The 18,853-nt window shown below is 57.9% G+C and carries 12 protein-coding genes and 3 tRNA genes; 12 read left to right on the forward strand and 3 right to left on the reverse strand.

Annotated elements, in window-relative coordinates; translation table 11 throughout:
- Nucleotides 1-53: 53 nt before the first annotated feature.
- Entirely contained in the window at nucleotides 54-1,130 is a 1,077-nt protein-coding gene (alr, locus tag HGHM_RS07525; RefSeq protein ID WP_026075799.1) for an alanine racemase, read from the forward strand.
- A gap of 29 nt (nucleotides 1,131-1,159) precedes the next feature.
- Entirely contained in the window at nucleotides 1,160-2,530 is a 1,371-nt protein-coding gene (gene radA, locus HGHM_RS07530) for a DNA repair protein RadA (protein WP_019140909.1), read from the forward strand.
- 15 nt (nucleotides 2,531-2,545) lie between these two features.
- Here the strand turns inward: radA and hpnE are convergent, their stop codons facing one another.
- Genes hpnE through hpnC form a run of 3 tightly spaced genes read right to left on the reverse strand, consistent with a single transcriptional unit; the run spans nucleotide 2,546 to nucleotide 5,584 of the window.
- Nucleotides 2,546-3,883: a hydroxysqualene dehydroxylase HpnE gene (gene hpnE / locus HGHM_RS07535; protein WP_019140910.1), complete on the reverse strand. Its 1,338-nt coding sequence runs from the start codon at nucleotides 3,881-3,883 to the stop codon at nucleotides 2,546-2,548.
- Entirely contained in the window at nucleotides 3,870-4,703 is an 834-nt protein-coding gene (gene hpnD, locus HGHM_RS07540; protein ID WP_019140911.1) for a presqualene diphosphate synthase HpnD, read from the reverse strand. Before hpnD ends, hpnE begins: the two co-directional genes overlap by 14 nt.
- Nucleotides 4,704-4,741: 38 nt before the next feature.
- The gene (gene hpnC / locus HGHM_RS07545) at nucleotides 4,742-5,584 is read right to left on the reverse strand and encodes a squalene synthase HpnC (RefSeq protein WP_034348872.1); all 843 of its coding nucleotides are present in this window, start codon (nucleotides 5,582-5,584) and stop codon (nucleotides 4,742-4,744) included.
- A 115-nt stretch (nucleotides 5,585-5,699) separates the two neighbouring features.
- Between hpnC and HGHM_RS20955 the strand changes: the two genes are divergently transcribed.
- The 10 genes from HGHM_RS20955 (at nucleotide 5,700) to HGHM_RS20960 (ending at nucleotide 18,853) form a co-directional block, all read left to right on the forward strand.
- Nucleotides 5,700-6,938, forward strand: a complete 1,239-nt coding sequence (locus HGHM_RS20955) for an efflux RND transporter periplasmic adaptor subunit (protein WP_407635407.1) — start codon at nucleotides 5,700-5,702, stop codon at nucleotides 6,936-6,938.
- Nucleotides 6,935-10,024 carry an efflux RND transporter permease subunit gene (locus HGHM_RS07555; RefSeq protein ID WP_019140914.1) on the forward strand — a complete coding sequence of 1,030 codons (3,090 nt, stop codon included), beginning with the start codon at nucleotides 6,935-6,937 and terminating at the stop codon, nucleotides 10,022-10,024. Before HGHM_RS20955 ends, HGHM_RS07555 begins: the two co-directional genes overlap by 4 nt.
- Before the next feature lie 172 nt (nucleotides 10,025-10,196).
- Nucleotides 10,197-10,283, forward strand: a tRNA-Leu gene (locus tag HGHM_RS07560).
- Nucleotides 10,284-10,311: 28 nt separating this feature from the next.
- The gene (gene tig / locus HGHM_RS07565) at nucleotides 10,312-11,661 is read left to right on the forward strand and encodes a trigger factor (protein ID WP_019140915.1); all 1,350 of its coding nucleotides are present in this window, start codon (nucleotides 10,312-10,314) and stop codon (nucleotides 11,659-11,661) included.
- A 32-nt stretch (nucleotides 11,662-11,693) separates the two neighbouring features.
- Nucleotides 11,694-12,320, forward strand: a complete 627-nt coding sequence (clpP, locus tag HGHM_RS07570) for an ATP-dependent Clp endopeptidase proteolytic subunit ClpP (protein ID WP_019140916.1) — start codon at nucleotides 11,694-11,696, stop codon at nucleotides 12,318-12,320.
- A 162-nt stretch (nucleotides 12,321-12,482) separates the two neighbouring features.
- The gene (gene clpX, locus HGHM_RS07575; protein ID WP_019140917.1) at nucleotides 12,483-13,751 is read left to right on the forward strand and encodes an ATP-dependent Clp protease ATP-binding subunit ClpX; all 1,269 of its coding nucleotides are present in this window, start codon (nucleotides 12,483-12,485) and stop codon (nucleotides 13,749-13,751) included.
- A gap of 232 nt (nucleotides 13,752-13,983) precedes the next feature.
- Nucleotides 13,984-16,434, forward strand: coding sequence for an endopeptidase La (gene lon / locus HGHM_RS07580; protein WP_026075800.1), 2,451 nt, complete (start codon nucleotides 13,984-13,986; stop codon nucleotides 16,432-16,434).
- A 205-nt stretch (nucleotides 16,435-16,639) separates the two neighbouring features.
- Nucleotides 16,640-16,715, forward strand: a tRNA-Val gene (locus tag HGHM_RS07585).
- 35 nt (nucleotides 16,716-16,750) lie between these two features.
- Nucleotides 16,751-16,827: transfer RNA gene (locus HGHM_RS07590), tRNA-Asp, on the forward strand.
- 79 nt (nucleotides 16,828-16,906) lie between these two features.
- On the forward strand, nucleotides 16,907-18,853 hold the full coding sequence (locus HGHM_RS20960) for a SurA N-terminal domain-containing protein (protein WP_019140919.1): 1,947 nt from the start codon (nucleotides 16,907-16,909) through the stop codon (nucleotides 18,851-18,853).

The following is an 18,853-nucleotide window of genomic DNA, read 5'->3' on the forward strand; positions in this document are numbered from 1 at the left end:
GGTAAAATTGCTCCTTCTTCGTCCACGCGCTTCCGATCAAGTTTCATCTTTTCATGCCAAGACCTCTCCAAGCTACTATTGACGTTACTGCCATGCAGCATAATCTGGCCGTTGCAAAAAAGGCGGCCCCGCATTCACGCATGTGGGCTGTCGTCAAGGCCAACGCCTATGGCCACGGCCTGGAGCGCGGCATGCGTGGCTTTGCCGAAGCAGACGGACTGGCATTGATCGAACTTGAAAATGCAGTGCGGCTGCGCGAGATGGGATGGAATAAACCGATCCTGCTGCTGGAAGGCTTTTTCGAAGCGGTTGACCTGGAAGTAGTGATATCGCGGCAATTGCAGGTTGCAATCCATTGCGCCGAGCAGGTCGAGATGCTGGAACGCGTCAGTTCGCAGGCAAGGATCGATGTACATCTGAAGATGAACACCGGCATGAACCGTCTGGGATTCAAGCCGGAGCATTACCGCACCGCTTATGAGCGCGTGCGTGCACTGCCGGCCGTTCGCAATATTGTATTCATGACACATTTTGCCAATGCGGACGATCCCGACAATCCTTCCCTGCCTCTGGCGGAACAGGTGCGGCGCTTTCGCGCCGGCACCCAAGGGCTGCCGGGCGAATGCAGCATTGCCAATTCCGCCGCTGACCTCATGCATGCAGAACTGACGAAAGACTGGGTCAGGCCCGGCATCATGTTGTATGGCGCAAGTCCTGGCGGTGGCAAGGCGGCATCGTTCGGATTGAAGCCCGCGATGACGCTGACGAGCGAAATCATCGGAGTCCAGGAAATCGGCCCAGGCGATGCGGTCGGCTATGGCAGTCGCTTCGTTGCCGAACGGCCGATGAAGATCGGCGTAGTGGCCTGCGGCTATGCCGACGGCTATCCCCGCCATGCACCGAACGGCACGCCGGTGATCGTCGATGGCATACGGACCGGGATTCTCGGCAGGGTGTCCATGGACATGCTGACGGTCGATCTGAGCGATGTGCCGACGGCGCGAGTCGGCAGCAAGGTCGAATTGTGGGGCGAGCTCTTGCCGATCGATGAAGTTGCCGAAGCAGCCGGTACGATCGGGTACGAACTCATGTGCGCCCTGGCGCCACGCGTGCGCGTGGTTGAGTGCTGACGCAAGCTGGAAGTTTTTTCACATTCAGAATGGCAAAACCGAAAATCAATTTCACCTGCACCGAATGCGGCGGGGTCACCAGCAAATGGGCCGGGCAATGTCCTTCGTGTAATCAGTGGAACACACTGGTTGAAACCTTGGTCGAGCCAGCCGGCAACCGGTTCTCTGCCCAGCATCAGGGCATTGCGCAAACGTCGCCAGTGATGAGCCTGGCGGATATCGAAGCCATCGATGTGCCGCGCTTCGGGACTGGGATCGAGGAATTCGACCGCGTGCTTGGCGGCGGCCTGGTCGCCGGCGGCGTGGTACTGATCGGAGGCGATCCCGGCATTGGCAAGTCGACCCTGCTGCTGCAGGCATTGGCCAACATGTCGCGCGCCAAGCGGGCGCTTTATATCAGTGGCGAGGAATCAGGCGCGCAAATTGCGCTGCGAGCCAAGCGACTTGCGGTCGATGCCAGGGACTTGATGCTGCAAGCCGAGATTCAGCTGGAAAAGATTCTGAATACCCTGGCCGAACACAAGCCGCAGGTTGCCGTTATCGATTCGATCCAGACGATTTATTCCGATGCCCTGACTTCCGCACCGGGATCGGTCGCGCAGGTGAGGGAATGCGCGGCGCAACTGACGCGCGTAGCCAAGCAATCGGGGATCACCATCATCATGGTCGGCCACGTGACGAAGGAAGGCGCCCTGGCCGGTCCGCGCGTACTGGAGCATATCGTCGATACCGTGCTGTATTTTGAAGGCGACACCCATTCCAGTTTCCGCTTGGTACGAGCCTTCAAGAACCGCTTCGGCGCGGTCAATGAACTAGGCGTATTTGCAATGACGGAGAAAGGGTTGAAGGGCGTGTCCAATCCTTCCGCCCTGTTCCTGTCGCAGCATGACAATCAGGTGCCGGGCTCCTGCGTCATGGTGACCCAGGAAGGAACGCGGCCGCTGCTGGTGGAAATCCAGGCGCTGGTCGACACCTCCCATGTGCCGAATGCGCGGCGGCTGTCGGTCGGTCTGGAACAGAACCGCCTGGCCATGCTGCTCGCCGTGCTCCACAGGCATGCATCGATCGCCGCATTCGACCAGGATGTGTTCATCAATGCAGTCGGCGGGGTGAAGATCACCGAGCCGGCCGCTGATCTTGCGGTATTGCTCGCAATTCATTCTTCCATGCGCAACAAGGCCTTGCCGCGCGGTCTCGTAGTCTTCGGCGAAGTCGGCCTTGCCGGAGAAATCCGGCCGGCGCCGCGCGGGCAGGAGCGCCTGCGCGAAGCAGCAAAGCTCGGCTTTTCCATTGCGCTTATTCCGAAGGCCAATGCGCCCAAGCAGAAAATCGAAGGGCTTACCATCATTGCAGTCGAGCGCATCGATGAAGCCTTGAACCGGATTCGCGATCAGGAATAAGGGCAGGCTAAAGGCTTACGACACCAGGCTGCGTGCTGCCTGCACGCCGCTTCTGACGGCTGATTCGAGCGTGGCCGGATAATCACTCGCTGTGTAATCGCCGGCAAGTGCAAGATTGTCGATGCCAATTGAAGTGCCCGGGCGGACGAGCGCCGGCGCACAGGAGAAGGTGGCGCGCTTTTCGGAAATGACTTTCGTCCATTGCGGGTGCATCAGCCGAGGCTGGCGAAAGACTTTTGCGAGCTGCGCCGCAACCGCAGTCGCCAGTGCATCGTGGCCGCAGGCAATTGCTTCGCTCGATGCACTGATCACCACCGACAGCAAGCCAGCCTGTTTCGGATCCAGTTGCGCGCGGTCGAATACGAATTGTCCCCATTCGCCTGCGGAGGGATCGTCGAGCAAGGCGAAGAACGGTTCCGGCAGGCCGACATCCGGTCCATATTGGAGATAGCAAGTGGAAATCGGTTCATAAGTCAGTGCTTCAAGCGGCGAAACGTCGATCCACTCACGCAGTAAGGTGGCGGCAGCCGCAGGCGGGGTCGCGATCACAATTCCGTCGAAGCCATCGCACTCGTCTTCCGTGTCAGCTGCGGAAATCTCCCAGCGGTCATCGCGCTTGCGCATTTCTTTCACAGCCGCGCCGGTCTGCACCGATCCCCCATGCGCTTCGATGAACGCTCTTGCGTCTGTAGGAAACAGAGACGTCAAGTCGACGCGTGGGATCAGCATGTCGGAAGCGGCACGCCGCCCGCCAAGGCTGTCGCGCAGCACGTTCAGGAAAACCTTGGCCGATGCTCGTTCGGGTGGCGTATTCAAGGCGGCGATGCACAGCGGCCGCCACATCAGCTGAACCAGGCGATCGGTCTGGTCGAAGCGGTCGAGTAATTCGGAAACGCTGCAATCGTCGTGAAGTTGCCAGCCCATCCAGCGCGCAGTTGACATGAAACGCGCGAGCGCCAGCCTGTCCTGGGTCGCCAATCCACGTGCGCGCAGCAATCCGGCCAGCATGTGAAAGGGCGCAGGCAGCCGGGGGGCGACAAATTCCATGCCGCCGCTTCCTTGCGGATGGCGCATCTGCAGCGGCAGCCGCAACATGGCCTGCTCCGGACGGATTCCGATCAATCGAAGCAGTCGCAGGGTTTCGGAATAGGCGCCGAGGAGAATGTGCTGGCCGTTGTCGAGAATGGTCCCTTCCATCTCGACGCATCTGGCGCGCCCACCCAGGGTGCGGGCCGCTTCGAACAGCTTTACCTGATGACCCAGGCGGGCCAGTTCCACTGCGGCCGCGCATCCGGCCCAGCCGCCGCCGATGACGGCGATTCTTTTTCGGTCCGGCGCCTTAGCCGCGCACATAGGTTTTCCAAGCGAGCCAGAGTTTGCGGATCGGCGTCAGGGAAATTTTCTGGTTGAGCACATGGAAGCCGTCGTCCTCGATTTCCTTCAGCAGGGTCCGGTATATCGCAGCCATCATCAGGCCGGGGCGCTGTGCGCGGCGATCGGCTTTCGGCAGCAGGGCGAATGCTTCATCGTAGAAGGTCTGCGCGCGTTCGGTCTGGAAGCGCATCAGCTTCTCGAAGTTCTCGCTATGCCGCGCATTCAGGATGTCCGATGCGGGTACGCCGAACTGCTGCAACTCGTTGACGGGCAGGTAGATGCGGCCCTTGCGGGCGTCTTCCCCGACATCGCGAATGATGTTGGTGAGCTGGAATGCGAGCCCGAGTTTCTCCGCGTATTGCAAGGTGGCGGGCTGCGTCACGCCGAAGATGCCGGCAGAGAGGATGCCCACTACGCCGGCGACATGCCAGCAATATTTGCGCAGTCCGGGAAAATCAAGGTAGCGGTTCTGATCAAGGTCCATTTCCATGCCATCGATGATGGCGAGGAAATATTTAGTCTCCAGCCCGTACGCTTTCAGGTGCGGTTGCAGCGCCTGTGTTACCGGATGGCTGGGATTTCCCTCGGCCATCGCCGCAATTTCCTTACGCCACCACATCAGCTTGGTCCTCGCAACCGAGACATCGGTGCATTCGTCGACGGTATCGTCAACTTCCCGGCAGAAGGCATACAGCGCAGTGATTGCCCGGCGCCTCTCCGGGGGCAGGAACAGGAAGCTGTAGTAGAAACTGGAGCCGCTCTGGACGGCTTTTTGCTGGCAGTAATCGTCTGGTGACATGGAAAAAGAATGAACTCGTGCCGATCGAAGCCGCTATGCTAGCCGACCTGAGTCTTGGGCGACAAACGGATTTTCATGGAGGCGGCGCGCCAGGCCATCAAGAGCCAGTCACCCGTGCGCAGTTGGGGGCGCTTGCGAAACACGTCATAGCCTGCGGATTCGATCTTGTCCAGGATGCGCAGTCCGCCCTGGACCATCAGCCGCAATTCCCAGCCTATTCTGCCGGGCAGCCGCAAGGCGAGGCCGGCCCCTGACAGCATCATGGCGCGTGCACGATGCACTTCGAAGGACATCAGCGCCGCCCATGCGGCATCCACTCGTTCTTCCTCCAGGTGAGCCAGGGTAACTCCGAACTTTTGAATGTCCTCCTGAGGCAGGTAGATCCGCTTCTTGCGCCAGTCGATGGACACGTCCTGCCAGAAATTGATCAGCTGTAATGCCGAACAGATTGCATCCGCATCCCGCAGGTTCTGCTCGTTCGTCGCACCATAGAGATGCAGCATCAGCCTTCCGACTGGGTTGGCGGAGCGTTGGCAGTAATCCAGCACGTCGTCAATGGATGCATAGCGGGTCGTCACGACGTCCTGCCTGAAGGCCGACAGCAGGTCGCGAAGCGGTTGTAGTGGCAGCCGATAATCGTGGGCGACTTTGGCCAGGGCCTGGAACATGGCCGTATCGGGCTGGACGCCTGCGGCGATGAGATCGAGCTGCTCTTCGTAGGCCATGAGCGCGGCAAGGCGCTCATGCGGCGCGGCATCGCCTTCGTCGGCGAGATCGTCGGCGCTGCGCGCGAATGCGTAGATGGCTTCCACCGCTGGCCTGAGACGTGCGGGAAGGAGGAGGGAGGCGACCGGGAAATTTTCGTAGTGATTGACCGACATTTGCTGTTCGATGGCTGAAAAAGCCGTGTTCAAAGCATGTTGCCACGCTTATAATTACTAACCCAAAAGTCATTAAGGGTTTTGGCATTCAGAAATCATGGATTTTTCCGAAGTATTGCCAAAGCTCTCCCCCGGATCGAAACCGAATAGTAAAGGAAAAAACGTGTTGCCCCTGCTCGTGCGTCTCTCCGGTTGCAGCCGTCCGGCTGTGCGGTCAATTCTGCTTGCTCCGGCATTGGCCGCAGTTTTGCTTGGCGCTTGTTCCAAGTCGGTGGAGAAGGTGGAAGAAATCCGGCCGGTGCGGGCGATCGAGGCTCAGGCCGGGAAGGCCGAGGTGCTGGCCGAGTTTTCCGGCGAGGTGCGTCCGCGCATCGAGTCCCGCCTCGGATTCCGTGTGGGCGGCAAGATCGTGGCGCGCAAGGTGGACGTGGGGACGGCGGTCAGGCGCGGCCAGATGTTGATGCAACTCGATCCTCAGGATTTGCAACTGGCGCAGGCGCAGGCCAATGCCGCACTGAAGGCAGCCGAAAGCAATCGCGATCTGGCCAGAGCGGAGCTCAAGCGCTACCAGGAATTGCGGGAAAAGAACTTCGTCAGCCAGGCAGTGCTCGATTCGAAGCAGACAGCGTTCCACGCCGCCCAATCCAGCTACGAGCAGGCACTTGCCGGATACCGGAACCAGTCGAATCAGGCCGGATACACGGCGCTGGTGGCCGACGCCGACGGCGTGGTTACCGCGGTCGATGCGGAAGTCGGGCAGGTGGTTGCGGCCGGCACCCCGGTTGTGCGGGTTGCGCAGGCAGGCGAGAAGGAGGTCGCGATCGGTATCCCGGAAGACAAGGTGGATGCCTTGCGACGCATTGCGGACGTGCGGGTGCGGACCTGGGCGAATCCGGATGAAGTCATACAGGGAAGAGTTCGGGAAGTCTCGCCGGTCGCCGATCCCGTGACCCGCACTTATACGGCAAAGATTTCCATTCCCGGAGCCAATCCCGAGGTCAAGCTCGGAATGACTGCGTATGTCGGCTTCGCCGCGAAAACCGCAGATCCCATGATTCGCCTGCCGTTGACGGCCCTGTATCAGGTGCAGGACACGACGGCAGTCTGGATCGTGGATGGCGGCGCGGTCAAAGCAGTGCCGGTCCGGATCGGCGGCTATGCTGGCAATGATGTGCTGATTGCCGCAGGCATCTCGCCGGGGCAGAAGATTGTCACTGCAGGAGTGAACCTGCTACGGCCAGGACAGAAGGTGAAAATCCTGGACGACGCCGAAGCGATCGCGAGCGCCGAGAATAATGCTCGGGTCCAATCTTCCAAGGGGCATCCTGCTGCCGGCAGCGAGGCCGTCAAATGAAAGGCGGATTCAACCTTTCCCGCTGGGCTCTTGAACATATTCCGCTTACCCGCTACCTGATCGTCGTGCTGCTGCTCGGCGGCATCCTCAGCTACAGCCAGCTTGGACAGGATGAGGACCCGCCGTTCACCTTCCGGGCGATGGTGGTGCGCGCCGCCTGGCCAGGGGCGACGGCGCTGCAGATGGCCGAGCAGGTCACCGACAAGCTGGAACGGAAGCTGCAGGAAACGCCGTACATCGACAAGATCCGCAGCTATTCGAAACCGGGTGAGACGCTCATCATCCTGCAACTGCGGGAATCGACGCCGCCCAAGGAGACTGCCGGTACCTGGTACCAGGTCCGCAAGAAGATCGGTGATATCAGGCCGACCTTGCCTCCGGGTGTCATCGGACCATTCTTCAACGACGAGTTCGGCGATACCTATGGCTCGATCTTTGCGCTCTCGGGCGACGGCTTCAGCTATGCGGAAATCAAGGATTACGCGGATTTCGTGCGCCAGCAGTTGCTGAAAGTGCCGTCGGTTGCCAAGGTCGAATTGTTCGGCGTGCAGGACGAACGCATCCATATCGAGTTCTCGCACAAAAAGTTCGCCCAGCTCGGCATTCCCTTCGACGCCATCGTGAGCCAGCTCAATGCGCAGAACGCCGTCGAGTCCACCGGCGTGCTGGTCACCCCCACCGACAATCTGCAGGTGCGGGTGACCGGTGCCATGGCGTCGGCGGCGGATTTCGAAAACCTGCAGCTGCGCGCCAACGGCGTCACCTTCCGTCTCGGCGATTTCGCAAACGTCAGGCGGGAGTACAAGGACCCGCCGCAGGACAAGATGCGCTTCAACGGCAAGGAAGTCATCGGCCTCGGCATTTCGATGGAGAAGGGTGGCGACATCATCGATCTGGGGAAGAATCTGCAACTGACGGTGGATGACATCAGGTCCAAGCTGCCGGTCGGCGTCGAACTGGAGCGCGTATCCGACCAGCCCAAGGCGGTGAAATCCTCGGTGAATGAATTCCTGCGCACCCTGGCTGAAGCGGTATTGATCGTGCTGGGGGTGAGTTTCCTGTCGCTCGGCCTGCATACCAAGCCATTGCGTCTGGACGTGTGGCCGGGCCTGGTGGTTGCACTGACGATTCCGCTGGTTCTGGCCGTGACTTTTCTGTTCATGCGCGTCTTCGGTATTGACCTGCACAAGATTTCGCTCGGCGCACTGATCATTGCGCTCGGCCTCCTGGTCGACGATGCCATCATCGCGGTCGAAATGATGGTGCGGAAAATGGAAGAGGGCTTGTCGCGCTTCGATGCCGCAACCTTTGCCTACACCTCCACGGCAATGCCGATGCTGACCGGCACCCTGATCACGGCTGCCGGCTTCCTGCCAATCGGCCTGGCGAAATCCGCAGCCGGCGAATATACCTTTTCGATGTTTTCAGTGAATGCGCTGGCCTTGCTGATTTCCTGGGTGGCAGCAGTGGTGTTCACGCCCTATATCGGCTATGTGCTGCTGAAGGTGAATCCGGCTGCGAATGCGGATGGTCATCACGAATTGTTCGACACGCCGTTTTATAACCGCTTCCGTGCTCTGGTCAGCTGGTGCGTGGAATGGCGCAAGACCACGATTGCCCTGACGCTTGGCGTATTCGCCCTGGGCGTGTTCGGGTTCCGCTTCATCGAGCAGCAGTTTTTCCCTGATTCCAGCCGCCCGGAGTTGATGGTGGAATTGTGGATGCCGGAGGGTGCCGCATTTGCTGCGACGGAAGCGCAGGTCAAGAAGTTTGAGGCCTTCGTGCGCAGGCAGGATGGCGTGGAAAGCGTGACGAGTTATGTCGGCACCGGCAGCCCCCGTTTTTATTTGCCGCTGGATCAGATTTTCCCGCAGTCCAATGTCGCGCAGATCGTTGTCCTTCCCAAGAACCTGGAGGCGCGCGAGGCATTGCGGCTGAAGATTACGGACGCGTTCAAGAACGATTTTCCGGAAGTGCGCGGGCGCGTCAAACTCCTGCCGAACGGGCCGCCTGTGCCTTATCCGGTGCAGTTCCGCGTCTCCGGTCCGGAGGTGGCCAAGGTGCGCGCGATTGCCGATCAGGTGAAGGAAATCATGCGCGCGAATCCGAACACCCTCGGCGTGAACGACAACTGGAACGAGTCCGTGAAGGTGTTGCGCCTGGATCTGGATCAGGACAAGCTGCGTGCGCTCGGGATCAGTTCCCAAACTGTGATGCGCACCGCCAATACCATCCTGACGGGTACGACTGTTGGTCAATTCCGCGAAAGCAACAAGCTGATCGATGTGGTGATGCGCCAGCCGATGGAAGAGCGCTCCACGCTCGGCGCCTTGCAGCAGGCGCATGTACCGACCGCAAGCGGCAGGTCGGTGCCAATGTCCCAGGTTGCGCGCGCCCGGTTTGTCTGGGAACCGGGCGTGGTGTGGCGGGAAGGGCGTGAATGGGCAATCACCGTGCAATCCGATGTGGTCGACGGCATCCAGGGGCCCACCGTATCTAGCCAGCTCCTTCCGAAGCTGGACAAATTGGGTGCGGGACTGCCTGCCGGCTACAGAATCGAGCTGGCCGGTGCGGCCGCCGACAGCGGCAAGGCACAGGCGTCGATCGCGGCCAACGTGCCGCTGGTGATCTTCATCATCTTTACCCTGCTGATGCTGCAACTGCACAGCTTCTCGCGGTCCCTGCTGGTGTTCCTGACCGGGCCGCTGGGCATCGCTGGCGCGGCACTGGCGCTGCTCATCCTGCAGCGGCCCTTCGGTTTCGTTGCTCAGCTCGGCGTGATTGCATTGTTCGGCATGATCATTCGTAACTCGGTGATCCTGATCGACCAGATCGAGCAGGACATTGCAGCCGGAGCCGCGCCATGGAACGCAGTGGTCGAGTCTGCGGTGCGCCGCTTCCGGCCGATCATCCTGACTGCAGCGGCTGCCGTGCTGGCCATGATTCCCTTGTCCCGTTCAGTGTTTTGGGGGCCGATGGCAGTCGCGATCATGGGTGGGCTGATCATTGCAACGGCCTTGACCTTGCTGTTCCTGCCCGCACTTTATGCAGCATGGTTCAGGGTCAGGAAGCCTGGTGCGACCTGATGGATGACGCGCCGCTCTGGAAATACCCGCGGAAAAAAGTAGAGACGGAACGACAAAAAATCCAGTAAAATTTCGGGTTGAAGTTGAAGAGCTACTAACAAAGCTGAGTAGGGCGACCGGATTTCACTTCAGGGTCGCCCTTTGCTTTTGTGCATAATCAATGCAAATTCCCGCGAGGATGGCGAAATTGGTAGACGCACCAGGTTTAGGTCCTGACGCCAGCAATGGTGTGGGGGTTCGAGTCCCCCTCCTCGCACCACAGAATAATCATTTTTTGGACAATTCACATGGCAACAGCAGTCGAAACCCTGGATAAACTCGAACGCCGCATCACCATCACCCTGCCACTGGCCGATGTGCGAGCCGAAGTCGAGAAGCGCCTCAAGATCCGTGCTCGCACCGCAAAGGCCCCGGGATTCCGTCCGGGCAAAGTGCCGATGAAGATGGTGGAGGCACAATACGGTTATCAGGTTGAAACGGAAGTCTTGAATGACAAGGTGGGGCGTGCATTCAATGAAGCTGCCGCTGAAAACAACCTGCGCGTTGCCGGCTTTCCAAAGATCGAACCCAAGACCGGTGAAGGTGTGGGCGAGGGCGCTGTTGCCTTCGACGCCACTTTTGAAGTCTATCCGGACGTGAAGATCGGCGACCTTTCCACTGTCGAAGTGGAGAAGGTCAAGACCGACGTCACCGATGCAGAGATCGACAAGACCATCGAGATCCTGCGCAAGCAGCGTGTCCACTACCACGTCAAGGGCGAGCAAGGCGCGCATGGGGATGGCGGTGCGGACCTGACTGCACAGAATGGCGACCGCGTGACGATAGATTTCGTCGGCAAGATTGATGGCGTGGAGTTCCAAGGAGGCAAGGCCGAGGATTTTGTATTCGTGCTGGGCGAAGGCCGCATGCTGCCCGAGTTCGAAGCAGCGACCATCGGCCTCAAGGTCGGTGAATCCAAGACCTTCCCGTTGAATTTCCCGGCTGATTATCACGGCAAGGATGTTGCCGGCAAAACTGCGGAATTCGCCATTACGCTGAAGAAGCTCGAATGGGCTCATATGCCGGAGGTTGATGCCGAGTTTGCAAAGTCCTTGGGCATCGCGGATGGCGACATCGGCAAGATGCGCGCAGACATCAAGTCCAATCTGGAACGGGAAGTCGGCAATCGCGTCAAAGCGAAGACCAAGGATAGCGTGATGGATGCGCTGATCAAGGTAGCCGAACTCGACGTGCCGAATGCGCTGGTGGAACAGGATACCGAGCGCCTGGCAGAGATGACCCGTCAGGACATGGCCCAGCGTGGCATGAACGTCAAGGACATGCCGTTCCCGCCGGATCTATTCAAGGCGCAGGCAGAGCGCCGTGTGCGCCTGGGTCTGATCCTCGCTGAAGTGGTGAAGGCCAACAAGCTGGAAGCCACCGCAGACCAGGTGAAGGCGCAGGTTGAGGACTTCGCGCAGAGCTATGAGGATCCGCAACAGGTTGTTAAGTACTATTACAGCGACCGTCGCCGTCTGGCTGAAGTCGAAGCCCTTGTTTTGGAAGAAAACGTCGTTAACTATGTGCTTGGGAAGGCAAAGGTAACCGAGAAGACGGTTTCGTTTGACGAATTGATGGGCAATACCGCGCAAGCGTAATTTCGCTTGTGCGCTCTCCTTGAGGAATGCACATGACAGGCATGACAAGACATTCTGCACTGGATACCGACATGCTCGGTATGGTGCCGATCGTGATCGAGCAAAGCGGCCGTGGCGAGCGGGCCTATGACATTTACTCGCGCTTGCTGAAAGAGCGCGTGATCTTTCTCGTCGGTCCGGTTACCGATCACACCGCCAATCTGATTGTGGCCCAGATGCTGTTTCTGGAAAGCGAAAATCCCGACAAGGATATTTCGCTGTATATCAACTCGCCCGGCGGCTCGGTTTCGGCCGGCATGGCGATTTATGACACGATGCAATTCATCAAGCCCGACGTTTCGACCCTGTGCACGGGCTTGGCGGCGTCGATGGGCGCTTTCCTCCTGGCGGCAGGTGCCAAGGGCAAGCGATTCTCTTTGCCGAATTCGCGTATCATGATTCATCAGCCCTTGGGCGGTGCCCAGGGTCAGGCGGCCGATATTGAAATCCAGGCACGGGAAATTCTCTATCTGCGTGATCGCTTGAACCACATTTTGGCCGAAAAAACCGGCAAAGACGTGGAACAAATCAGCAAGGATACGGACAGAGATAATTTTATGTCTGCGGATGAAGCCGCCGCGTATGGCATGATTGACAAGGTGCTGACGAACCGTATTTGATGGAGCTGTCCAAGTGGAAAACGCCCGGACGCATCCACGTTCGGGCGTTTTGTTTTATGGCGACGAATCCTCTTAGCTGTTTTTGTTTTCTTGAGCCGTGTCGTGACGAATGTAAAATTCGCAGGTAATATCGGAATCAATCCCTAAAGATATTTTCCCCCTATGTCTGACAAAAAATCCTCCAGCGGCGAGAAGTTGCTTTACTGCTCCTTTTGCGGCAAAAGCCAGCACGAGGTGAAAAAGCTGATTGCAGGACCCTCGGTATTCATCTGCGATGAATGCATCGATCTTTGCAACGACATCATCCGTGACGAGGCATCCACTATCGAATCTGTGGGCGGATCCAAATCCGACCTGCCGACGCCGAATGAAATATTTGAATTGCTTGGCCAGTATGTGATTGGGCAGGACACTGCTAAGCGCATTTTGTCTGTGGCAGTCTATAACCACTACAAGCGCTTGAAGCACCTCGGCAAGAAGGACGATGTCGAACTGGCAAAGAGCAACATCCTGCTGGTTGGCCCAACGGGTTCCGGCAAGACTCTGCTTGCACAGACCCTGGCCCGCATGCTGAACGTGCCCTTCGTGATCGCCGACGCCACGACCTTGACCGAGGCCGGCTATGTTGGCGAGGATGTTGAAAACATCATCCAGAAGCTCTTGCAGAATTGCAATTACGAAGTGGAGAAGGCCCAGAAGGGCATCGTCTACATTGATGAAATCGACAAGATTTCGCGCAAATCCGACAATCCTTCGATCACCCGCGATGTGTCGGGTGAAGGCGTGCAGCAAGCATTGCTCAAGCTGATCGAAGGCACGATGGCATCGGTACCTCCGCAAGGCGGGCGCAAGCATCCGAACCAGGATTTCGTGCAGATCGATACCACCAATATCCTCTTCATTTGCGGCGGCGCTTTCGATGGGCTGGCCAAGATCATTTCCAACCGGTCGGAGAAGAGCGGCATTGGCTTCTCTGCAAATGTGAAGAGCCAGCAGGAACGGACTGCAAGCGAGATGCTGCTCGATGTGGAACCGGAAGATCTGATCAAGTTCGGGCTGATTCCGGAACTGGTCGGACGCTTGCCGGTAGTGGCCACATTGAGTGAACTAAATGAAGAGGCTTTGATCCAAATATTGCTGGAACCCAAGAATGCGCTGATCAAGCAGTATGCCAAACTGCTGCAGATGGAAGGCGCCGAACTTGAGGTTCGCCCAGCGGCATTGCATGCGATTGCCCGAAAAGCGCTTGAACGCAAAACGGGTGCACGAGGACTGCGCTCCATTCTTGAGCACGCATTGTTGGACGTAATGTTTGAATTGCCTAACCAGCAAAACGTCGCCAAGGTGGTTATCGACGAGAATACGATCGTCAATGGAGCCAAGCCTTTGTTGATTTATCACGAGCAGCCTAAAGTTTCCGGGGCGAAGTAGTAATCCCAGAAATTTCCGGCGGAGCGCGCCTCCGCCTTCGTTTTTGCCAAAAAGCATTACAATTTGAACCACAGGAATCACTTCAGGCTTCCATCGCAAGGCCACCCGAGGGCGACTTCGTGTGTGGCTTTTTTTATTACTGCAAATTGGCAAGTGATTTTTGTTGCCGCTAGTCCTTGTGTTTTCGGCGGTCGTGCCAACATCGTAGGAAAGCACTTAAATAAGGTTCGCCATGACGACTTCTACAACACTTACTGAACACACTCAATTGCCATTGCTGCCCTTGCGGGACGTTGTTGTCTTCCCGCATATGGTGATTCCGCTGTTCGTTGGACGCCCGAAGTCCATCAAGGCATTGGAAGCTGCAATGGAGCAGGGCAAGAGCATCATGCTTGCCGCACAAAAGGCGGCTGCCAAGGATGAGCCGTCCGCGGATGACATCTACGAAATCGGCTGCGTCGCAAACATTCTGCAAATGCTGAAGCTTCCGGACGGTACCGTGAAGGTGCTGGTGGAGGGAGCGCAGCGCGCGCGCATTCACAGTATCAACGAAACCGATACGCATTTCGTTGCCGACCTGACTCCTGTCGAATCCGAGCCGGGTGATGAATCCGAAGTGGAGGCAATGAGGCGTGCGATCGTTCAGCAGTTCGATCAATACGTGAAGCTGAACAAGAAGATTCCACCCGAAATTCTGACTTCGCTTGCAGGCATCGATGACGCCGGTCGCCTTGCCGACACCATTGCGGCTCACTTGCCCTTGAAGCTTGAGCAGAAGCAGATCATCCTTGAAATATTCAATGTCGCGAAGCGGCATGAGCATTTGCTTGGGCAACTGGAAACCGAACTGGACATTCTTCAGGTCGAGAAACGCATCCGCGGCCGCGTCAAGCGCCAGATGGAAAAGTCCCAGCGCGAGTATTACCTGAATGAACAGGTGAAGGCGATCCAGAAGGAACTGGGCGAGGGCGAAGAAGGCGCCGATCTCGAGGAACTCGAGAAGAAGATCAAGGCCGCGAAGATGCCGAAGGAAGCGCGCGAGAAGGCTGACTCCGAGCTGAGGAAGCTGAAGCTGATGTCGCCGATGTCGGCCGAAGCTACCGTGGTGCGTAACTACATCGACACCCTGATCGGCCTGCCCTGGAAGAAGAAATCCAAGGTCAACAATGACCTCGCCTTTGCGGAAAAAGTGTTGGAAGACGAGCACTACGGCCTCGAGAAGGTGAAGGAACGCATCCTCGAATATCTCGCTGTGCAGCAGCGTGTCGAGAAGGTCAAGGCACCGATCCTGTGCCTGGTCGGCCCTCCAGGCGTGGGCAAGACGTCGCTCGGTCAATCGATTGCACGCGCAACGAACCGCAAATTCGTGCGCATGGCCTTGGGCGGTGTACGGGACGAAGCCGAGATCCGCGGCCATCGCCGCACCTACATCGGCTCGATGCCGGGCAAGATCCTGCAAAGCCTCTCCAAGACCGGGGTAAGGAATCCCTTGTTCCTGCTGGACGAGGTCGACAAGCTGGGAATGGATTTCCGCGGTGACCCGGCGTCTGCCTTGCTGGAAGTGCTCGATCCGGAGCAGAACCATACCTTCTCCGACCACTATGTTGAAGTCGACTTCGACTTGTCGGATGTGATGTTCGTGGCGACATCCAACTCGTACAACATCCCGCCAGCTTTGCTGGACCGCATGGAAGTCATTCGCCTTTCCGGCTACACGGAAGATGAAAAGACCAACATTGCCCAGCGCTACCTGCTGCCGAAGCAGATAACGAATAACGGCCTGAAGGAAGACGAGGTTTCGGTTGCCGAATCGGCGATCCGCGACATCATCCGCTACTACACCCGGGAAGCCGGTGTGCGTTCGCTGGAACGTGAAATTTCGAAGATCTGCCGCAAGGTCGTGAAGATGCTGCTGCTGAAGAAGCAGGACAGGAAGATCGCAGTCACTTCGAAGAATCTCGACAAATTCCTTGGTGTGCGCCGTTTCGATTTCGGAATGGCCGAAAAGGAAAACCAGGTCGGTCAGGTAGTCGGACTTGCATGGACTGAGGTCGGCGGCGATTTGCTGACGATCGAAGCGATGAGCATGCCGGGCAAGGGCGACATTATCCGCACCGGCACACTCGGCGACGTGATGAAAGAATCGATCGAGGCAGCGCGTACTGTGGTGCGCAGCCGCGCCAAGCGGCTTGGCATCAAGAACGAGCTGTTCAGCAAGAGCGATATCCACATTCACGTTCCGGAAGGTGCGACTCCCAAGGACGGGCCGTCTGCCGGTATCGCCATGACGACCGCACTGGTGTCGGTACTGACTGGCATCCCGGTACGGGCCGACGTAGCGATGACGGGTGAAATCACCTTGCGCGGGGAAGTGCTGCCGATCGGCGGATTGAAGGAAAAGCTGCTGGCAGCGCATCGCGGCGGCATCAAGACTGCCCTGATTCCGGAACAGAACGTGAAGGATCTGGCGGAGATTCCGGACAATGTGAAAAACAATCTCGAGATCATCCCTGTGCGCTGGATCGAGAAAGTCCTGGAGGTTGCGCTGGAACGTCAACCGGCTCCATTGAGCGATGAAGCGGAACCGGTGGATGCGTCAGTCGTGCCGGCCAGCAGTGAAGCTGAGCAGCCCGCAGCCGTAGCCGCGGCCGGCCAGTCGGACCCGAACGTGATGAAACACTGAGCTCCCGGCTCCATTAAAAAGCGCTCTTCGGAGCGCTTTTTTTGCAGAGAAACTTCCGGGCAGGCTGAATGCAGGAATTTTGGCGCCGGCAAAGTTCAGAAGGGGATAGTTAACTAGTGCATCCCGAGGAAACATGCTGTACAATCATGGTCTTTACGGGGTGGTGACAAACGCCGTAAATGTTTGGCTGACTAAGTAAGCGACAGGGTGCTTAGCTCAGTTGGTAGAGCGGCGCCCTTACAAGGCGTAGGTCGGGAGTTCGAGCCTCTCAGCACCCACCAGGCAGTCAAGCATCTTGAAAGGTTTTAGCAGTTTAGGAGTGGTAGTTCAGTCGGTTAGAATACCGGCCTGTCACGCCGGGGGTCGCGGGTTCGAGTCCCGTCCACTCCGCCAACAAAAAAAAGGCGAACGCGAGTTCGCCTTTTTTTATATGCGATGATATCTGTCGCGATCCGTTAATGAATGGCTGATTATGTTTGAATTTATCCGTACTCATCAGCGCTTGATGCAATTTGTGCTGCTGCTGTTCATATTTCCCTCGTTCGCCTTTTTCGGCCTCGAGAGCTATACCCGGTTTCGCGATAGCGGCAATTCGGTTGCGAAGGTGGCCGGTCATTCGATCACGCAGCAGGAATTCGATAACGCACAACGCGAACAGATGGAGCGCTTTCGGCAGATGTTCGGTCAGCAGTTCGACCCGGGCATGCTCGATACACCGGAGGCAAGGCGCAATATCCTCGATGGCCTGATCACTGAGCGGGTGCTGGCGAAGGATGTCGCCGACAAGCACCTGTCGGTATCGGACCAGGCGCTGCGCCAGACGATTCTTTCCATGCCGGGCATGCTGGATTCAGAAGGTAAATTCGACGGCGAGCGCTACAAGTCGTTGCTCGCGATGCGCGGCATGACGCCCCAGATTTTCGAAGCCCGCCTGCGGCGCGACATTGCGCTGCAGCAGATGGACTCGGCCATCCAATCCAGCGTCTTCGTGCCGAATACGGTCGCAAGCCTGGTGTCGGATTTGTACGAACAGGAGCGCACGGTACAGCAATTGCTGTTCAAGCCATCCGATTACGTGTCGCAGGTCAAAGTCACCGATGAAATGGTGAAGGAGTACTACGACAAGAATGGTGTCCAGTTCGAAATCCCCGAGCAGGTGAAAGCCAATTATGTCGTGCTGGACCGGAACGCGGTGGCATCGCAAATCCAGGTAAGCGATGCGGATATCAAGTCCTATTACGATCAGAACCAGAAGCGCTATTCCGTGGACGAGCAGCGCCGCGCCAGTCATATCCTGTTGACGGTGCAGAAGGGCGCATCCGCAGCGGACAAGGCCGCAGTGAAGGATAAGGCGGAGAAGCTGGTCGCACAATTGCGCAAGAACCCGGGTGACTTCGCCAAGCTGGCCAAGGAGAATTCACAGGATCCGGGCTCGGCGGAACAAGGAGGCGACCTCGGCTTCTTCGGCAAGGGAATGATGGTCAAGCCTTTCGAAGATGCGGTTTACAAATTGAAGGAAGGCGAGATCAGCGACCCGGTCGAGTCCGAGTTCGGCTATCACATCATCAAGGTGACAGGCATCAAGCCGGCATCCGTGAAGAGCCTTGCCGAAGTCAAGAATGAAGTCGCCGGAGAAATCAAGAAGCAGTTGGCTGCAAAGAAATACTCCGAACTCGCAGAAGTATTCAGCAATACTGTGTACGAGCAATCCGACAGCCTGAAACCGGTAGCGGACAAGTTGGGCCTGAAAATCGAAACGCTCGACAACGTGACGCGCACGCCCAATCCCAAGCAGCCAGCCGACGCGCCTTACAACCAGCCGAAATTCCTGCAAGCCCTGTTTTCGGATGAGGCAATCAAGAACAAGCGCAATACCGAGGCGGTGGAAGTTGCGCCAAGTACGCTGATTGCAGGCCATGTGTTGGAATACAAGCCGGTGACGAAGCGTCCGCTCGATGAAGTGCGGGCAATGGTGAGGGAGCGGCTTGTCCAGGCCGAGGCAGCCAAGCTCGCCAGAAAGGCAGGAGAAGAAAAGCTTGCCCAGCTGAAGACGAAGGACGACACAGCCGGTTTTTCCGAAGCGAAAACCGTGTCACGCGTGAACAATCAAGGCCTTGCGCCGACGGCGTTTGCTGCCGTGATGAAGGCCGATACTAGCAAGCTGCCGGCATACACCGGTGCAGATATGCCGGGCCAGGGGTATGCCGTTTTCCGCATTGGCAAGGTAAGCCAGCCAGCAACGGTGGACAAGACGCAGCGCCAGGCTCAGCAGGCTGAAATCAGGAACGCGCTCGGGCAGCAGAACACGCTGGCATACATCAATGCGCTGAAACAAAGTGCCAAGGTGGAAATCCTCAAGCCGGAATTGAAGCCCGCCAGCGAGCGCCAGAAGGATGGCAATAATCCCGACGTGAAGTGA

It is taken from the genome of Noviherbaspirillum massiliense JC206, assembly GCF_000312045.1.
Classification (GTDB): domain Bacteria; phylum Pseudomonadota; class Gammaproteobacteria; order Burkholderiales; family Burkholderiaceae_D; genus Noviherbaspirillum; species Noviherbaspirillum massiliense.

Coding starts and splice junctions, on each gene's coding strand:
- alr (WP_026075799.1), top strand. CDS start 54: ATGCCAAGACCTCTCCAAGCTACTATTGACGTTACTGCCATGCAGCAT.
- radA (WP_019140909.1), top strand. CDS start 1,160: ATGGCAAAACCGAAAATCAATTTCACCTGCACCGAATGCGGCGGGGTC.
- hpnE (WP_019140910.1), bottom strand. CDS start 3,883: ATGTGCGCGGCTAAGGCGCCGGACCGAAAAAGAATCGCCGTCATCGGC.
- hpnD (WP_019140911.1), bottom strand. CDS start 4,703: ATGTCACCAGACGATTACTGCCAGCAAAAAGCCGTCCAGAGCGGCTCC.
- hpnC (WP_034348872.1), bottom strand. CDS start 5,584: ATGTCGGTCAATCACTACGAAAATTTCCCGGTCGCCTCCCTCCTCCTT.
- HGHM_RS07555 (WP_019140914.1), top strand. CDS start 6,935: ATGAAAGGCGGATTCAACCTTTCCCGCTGGGCTCTTGAACATATTCCG.
- tig (WP_019140915.1), top strand. CDS start 10,312: ATGGCAACAGCAGTCGAAACCCTGGATAAACTCGAACGCCGCATCACC.
- clpP (WP_019140916.1), top strand. CDS start 11,694: ATGACAGGCATGACAAGACATTCTGCACTGGATACCGACATGCTCGGT.
- clpX (WP_019140917.1), top strand. CDS start 12,483: ATGTCTGACAAAAAATCCTCCAGCGGCGAGAAGTTGCTTTACTGCTCC.
- lon (WP_026075800.1), top strand. CDS start 13,984: ATGACGACTTCTACAACACTTACTGAACACACTCAATTGCCATTGCTG.
- HGHM_RS20960 (WP_019140919.1), top strand. CDS start 16,907: ATGTTTGAATTTATCCGTACTCATCAGCGCTTGATGCAATTTGTGCTG.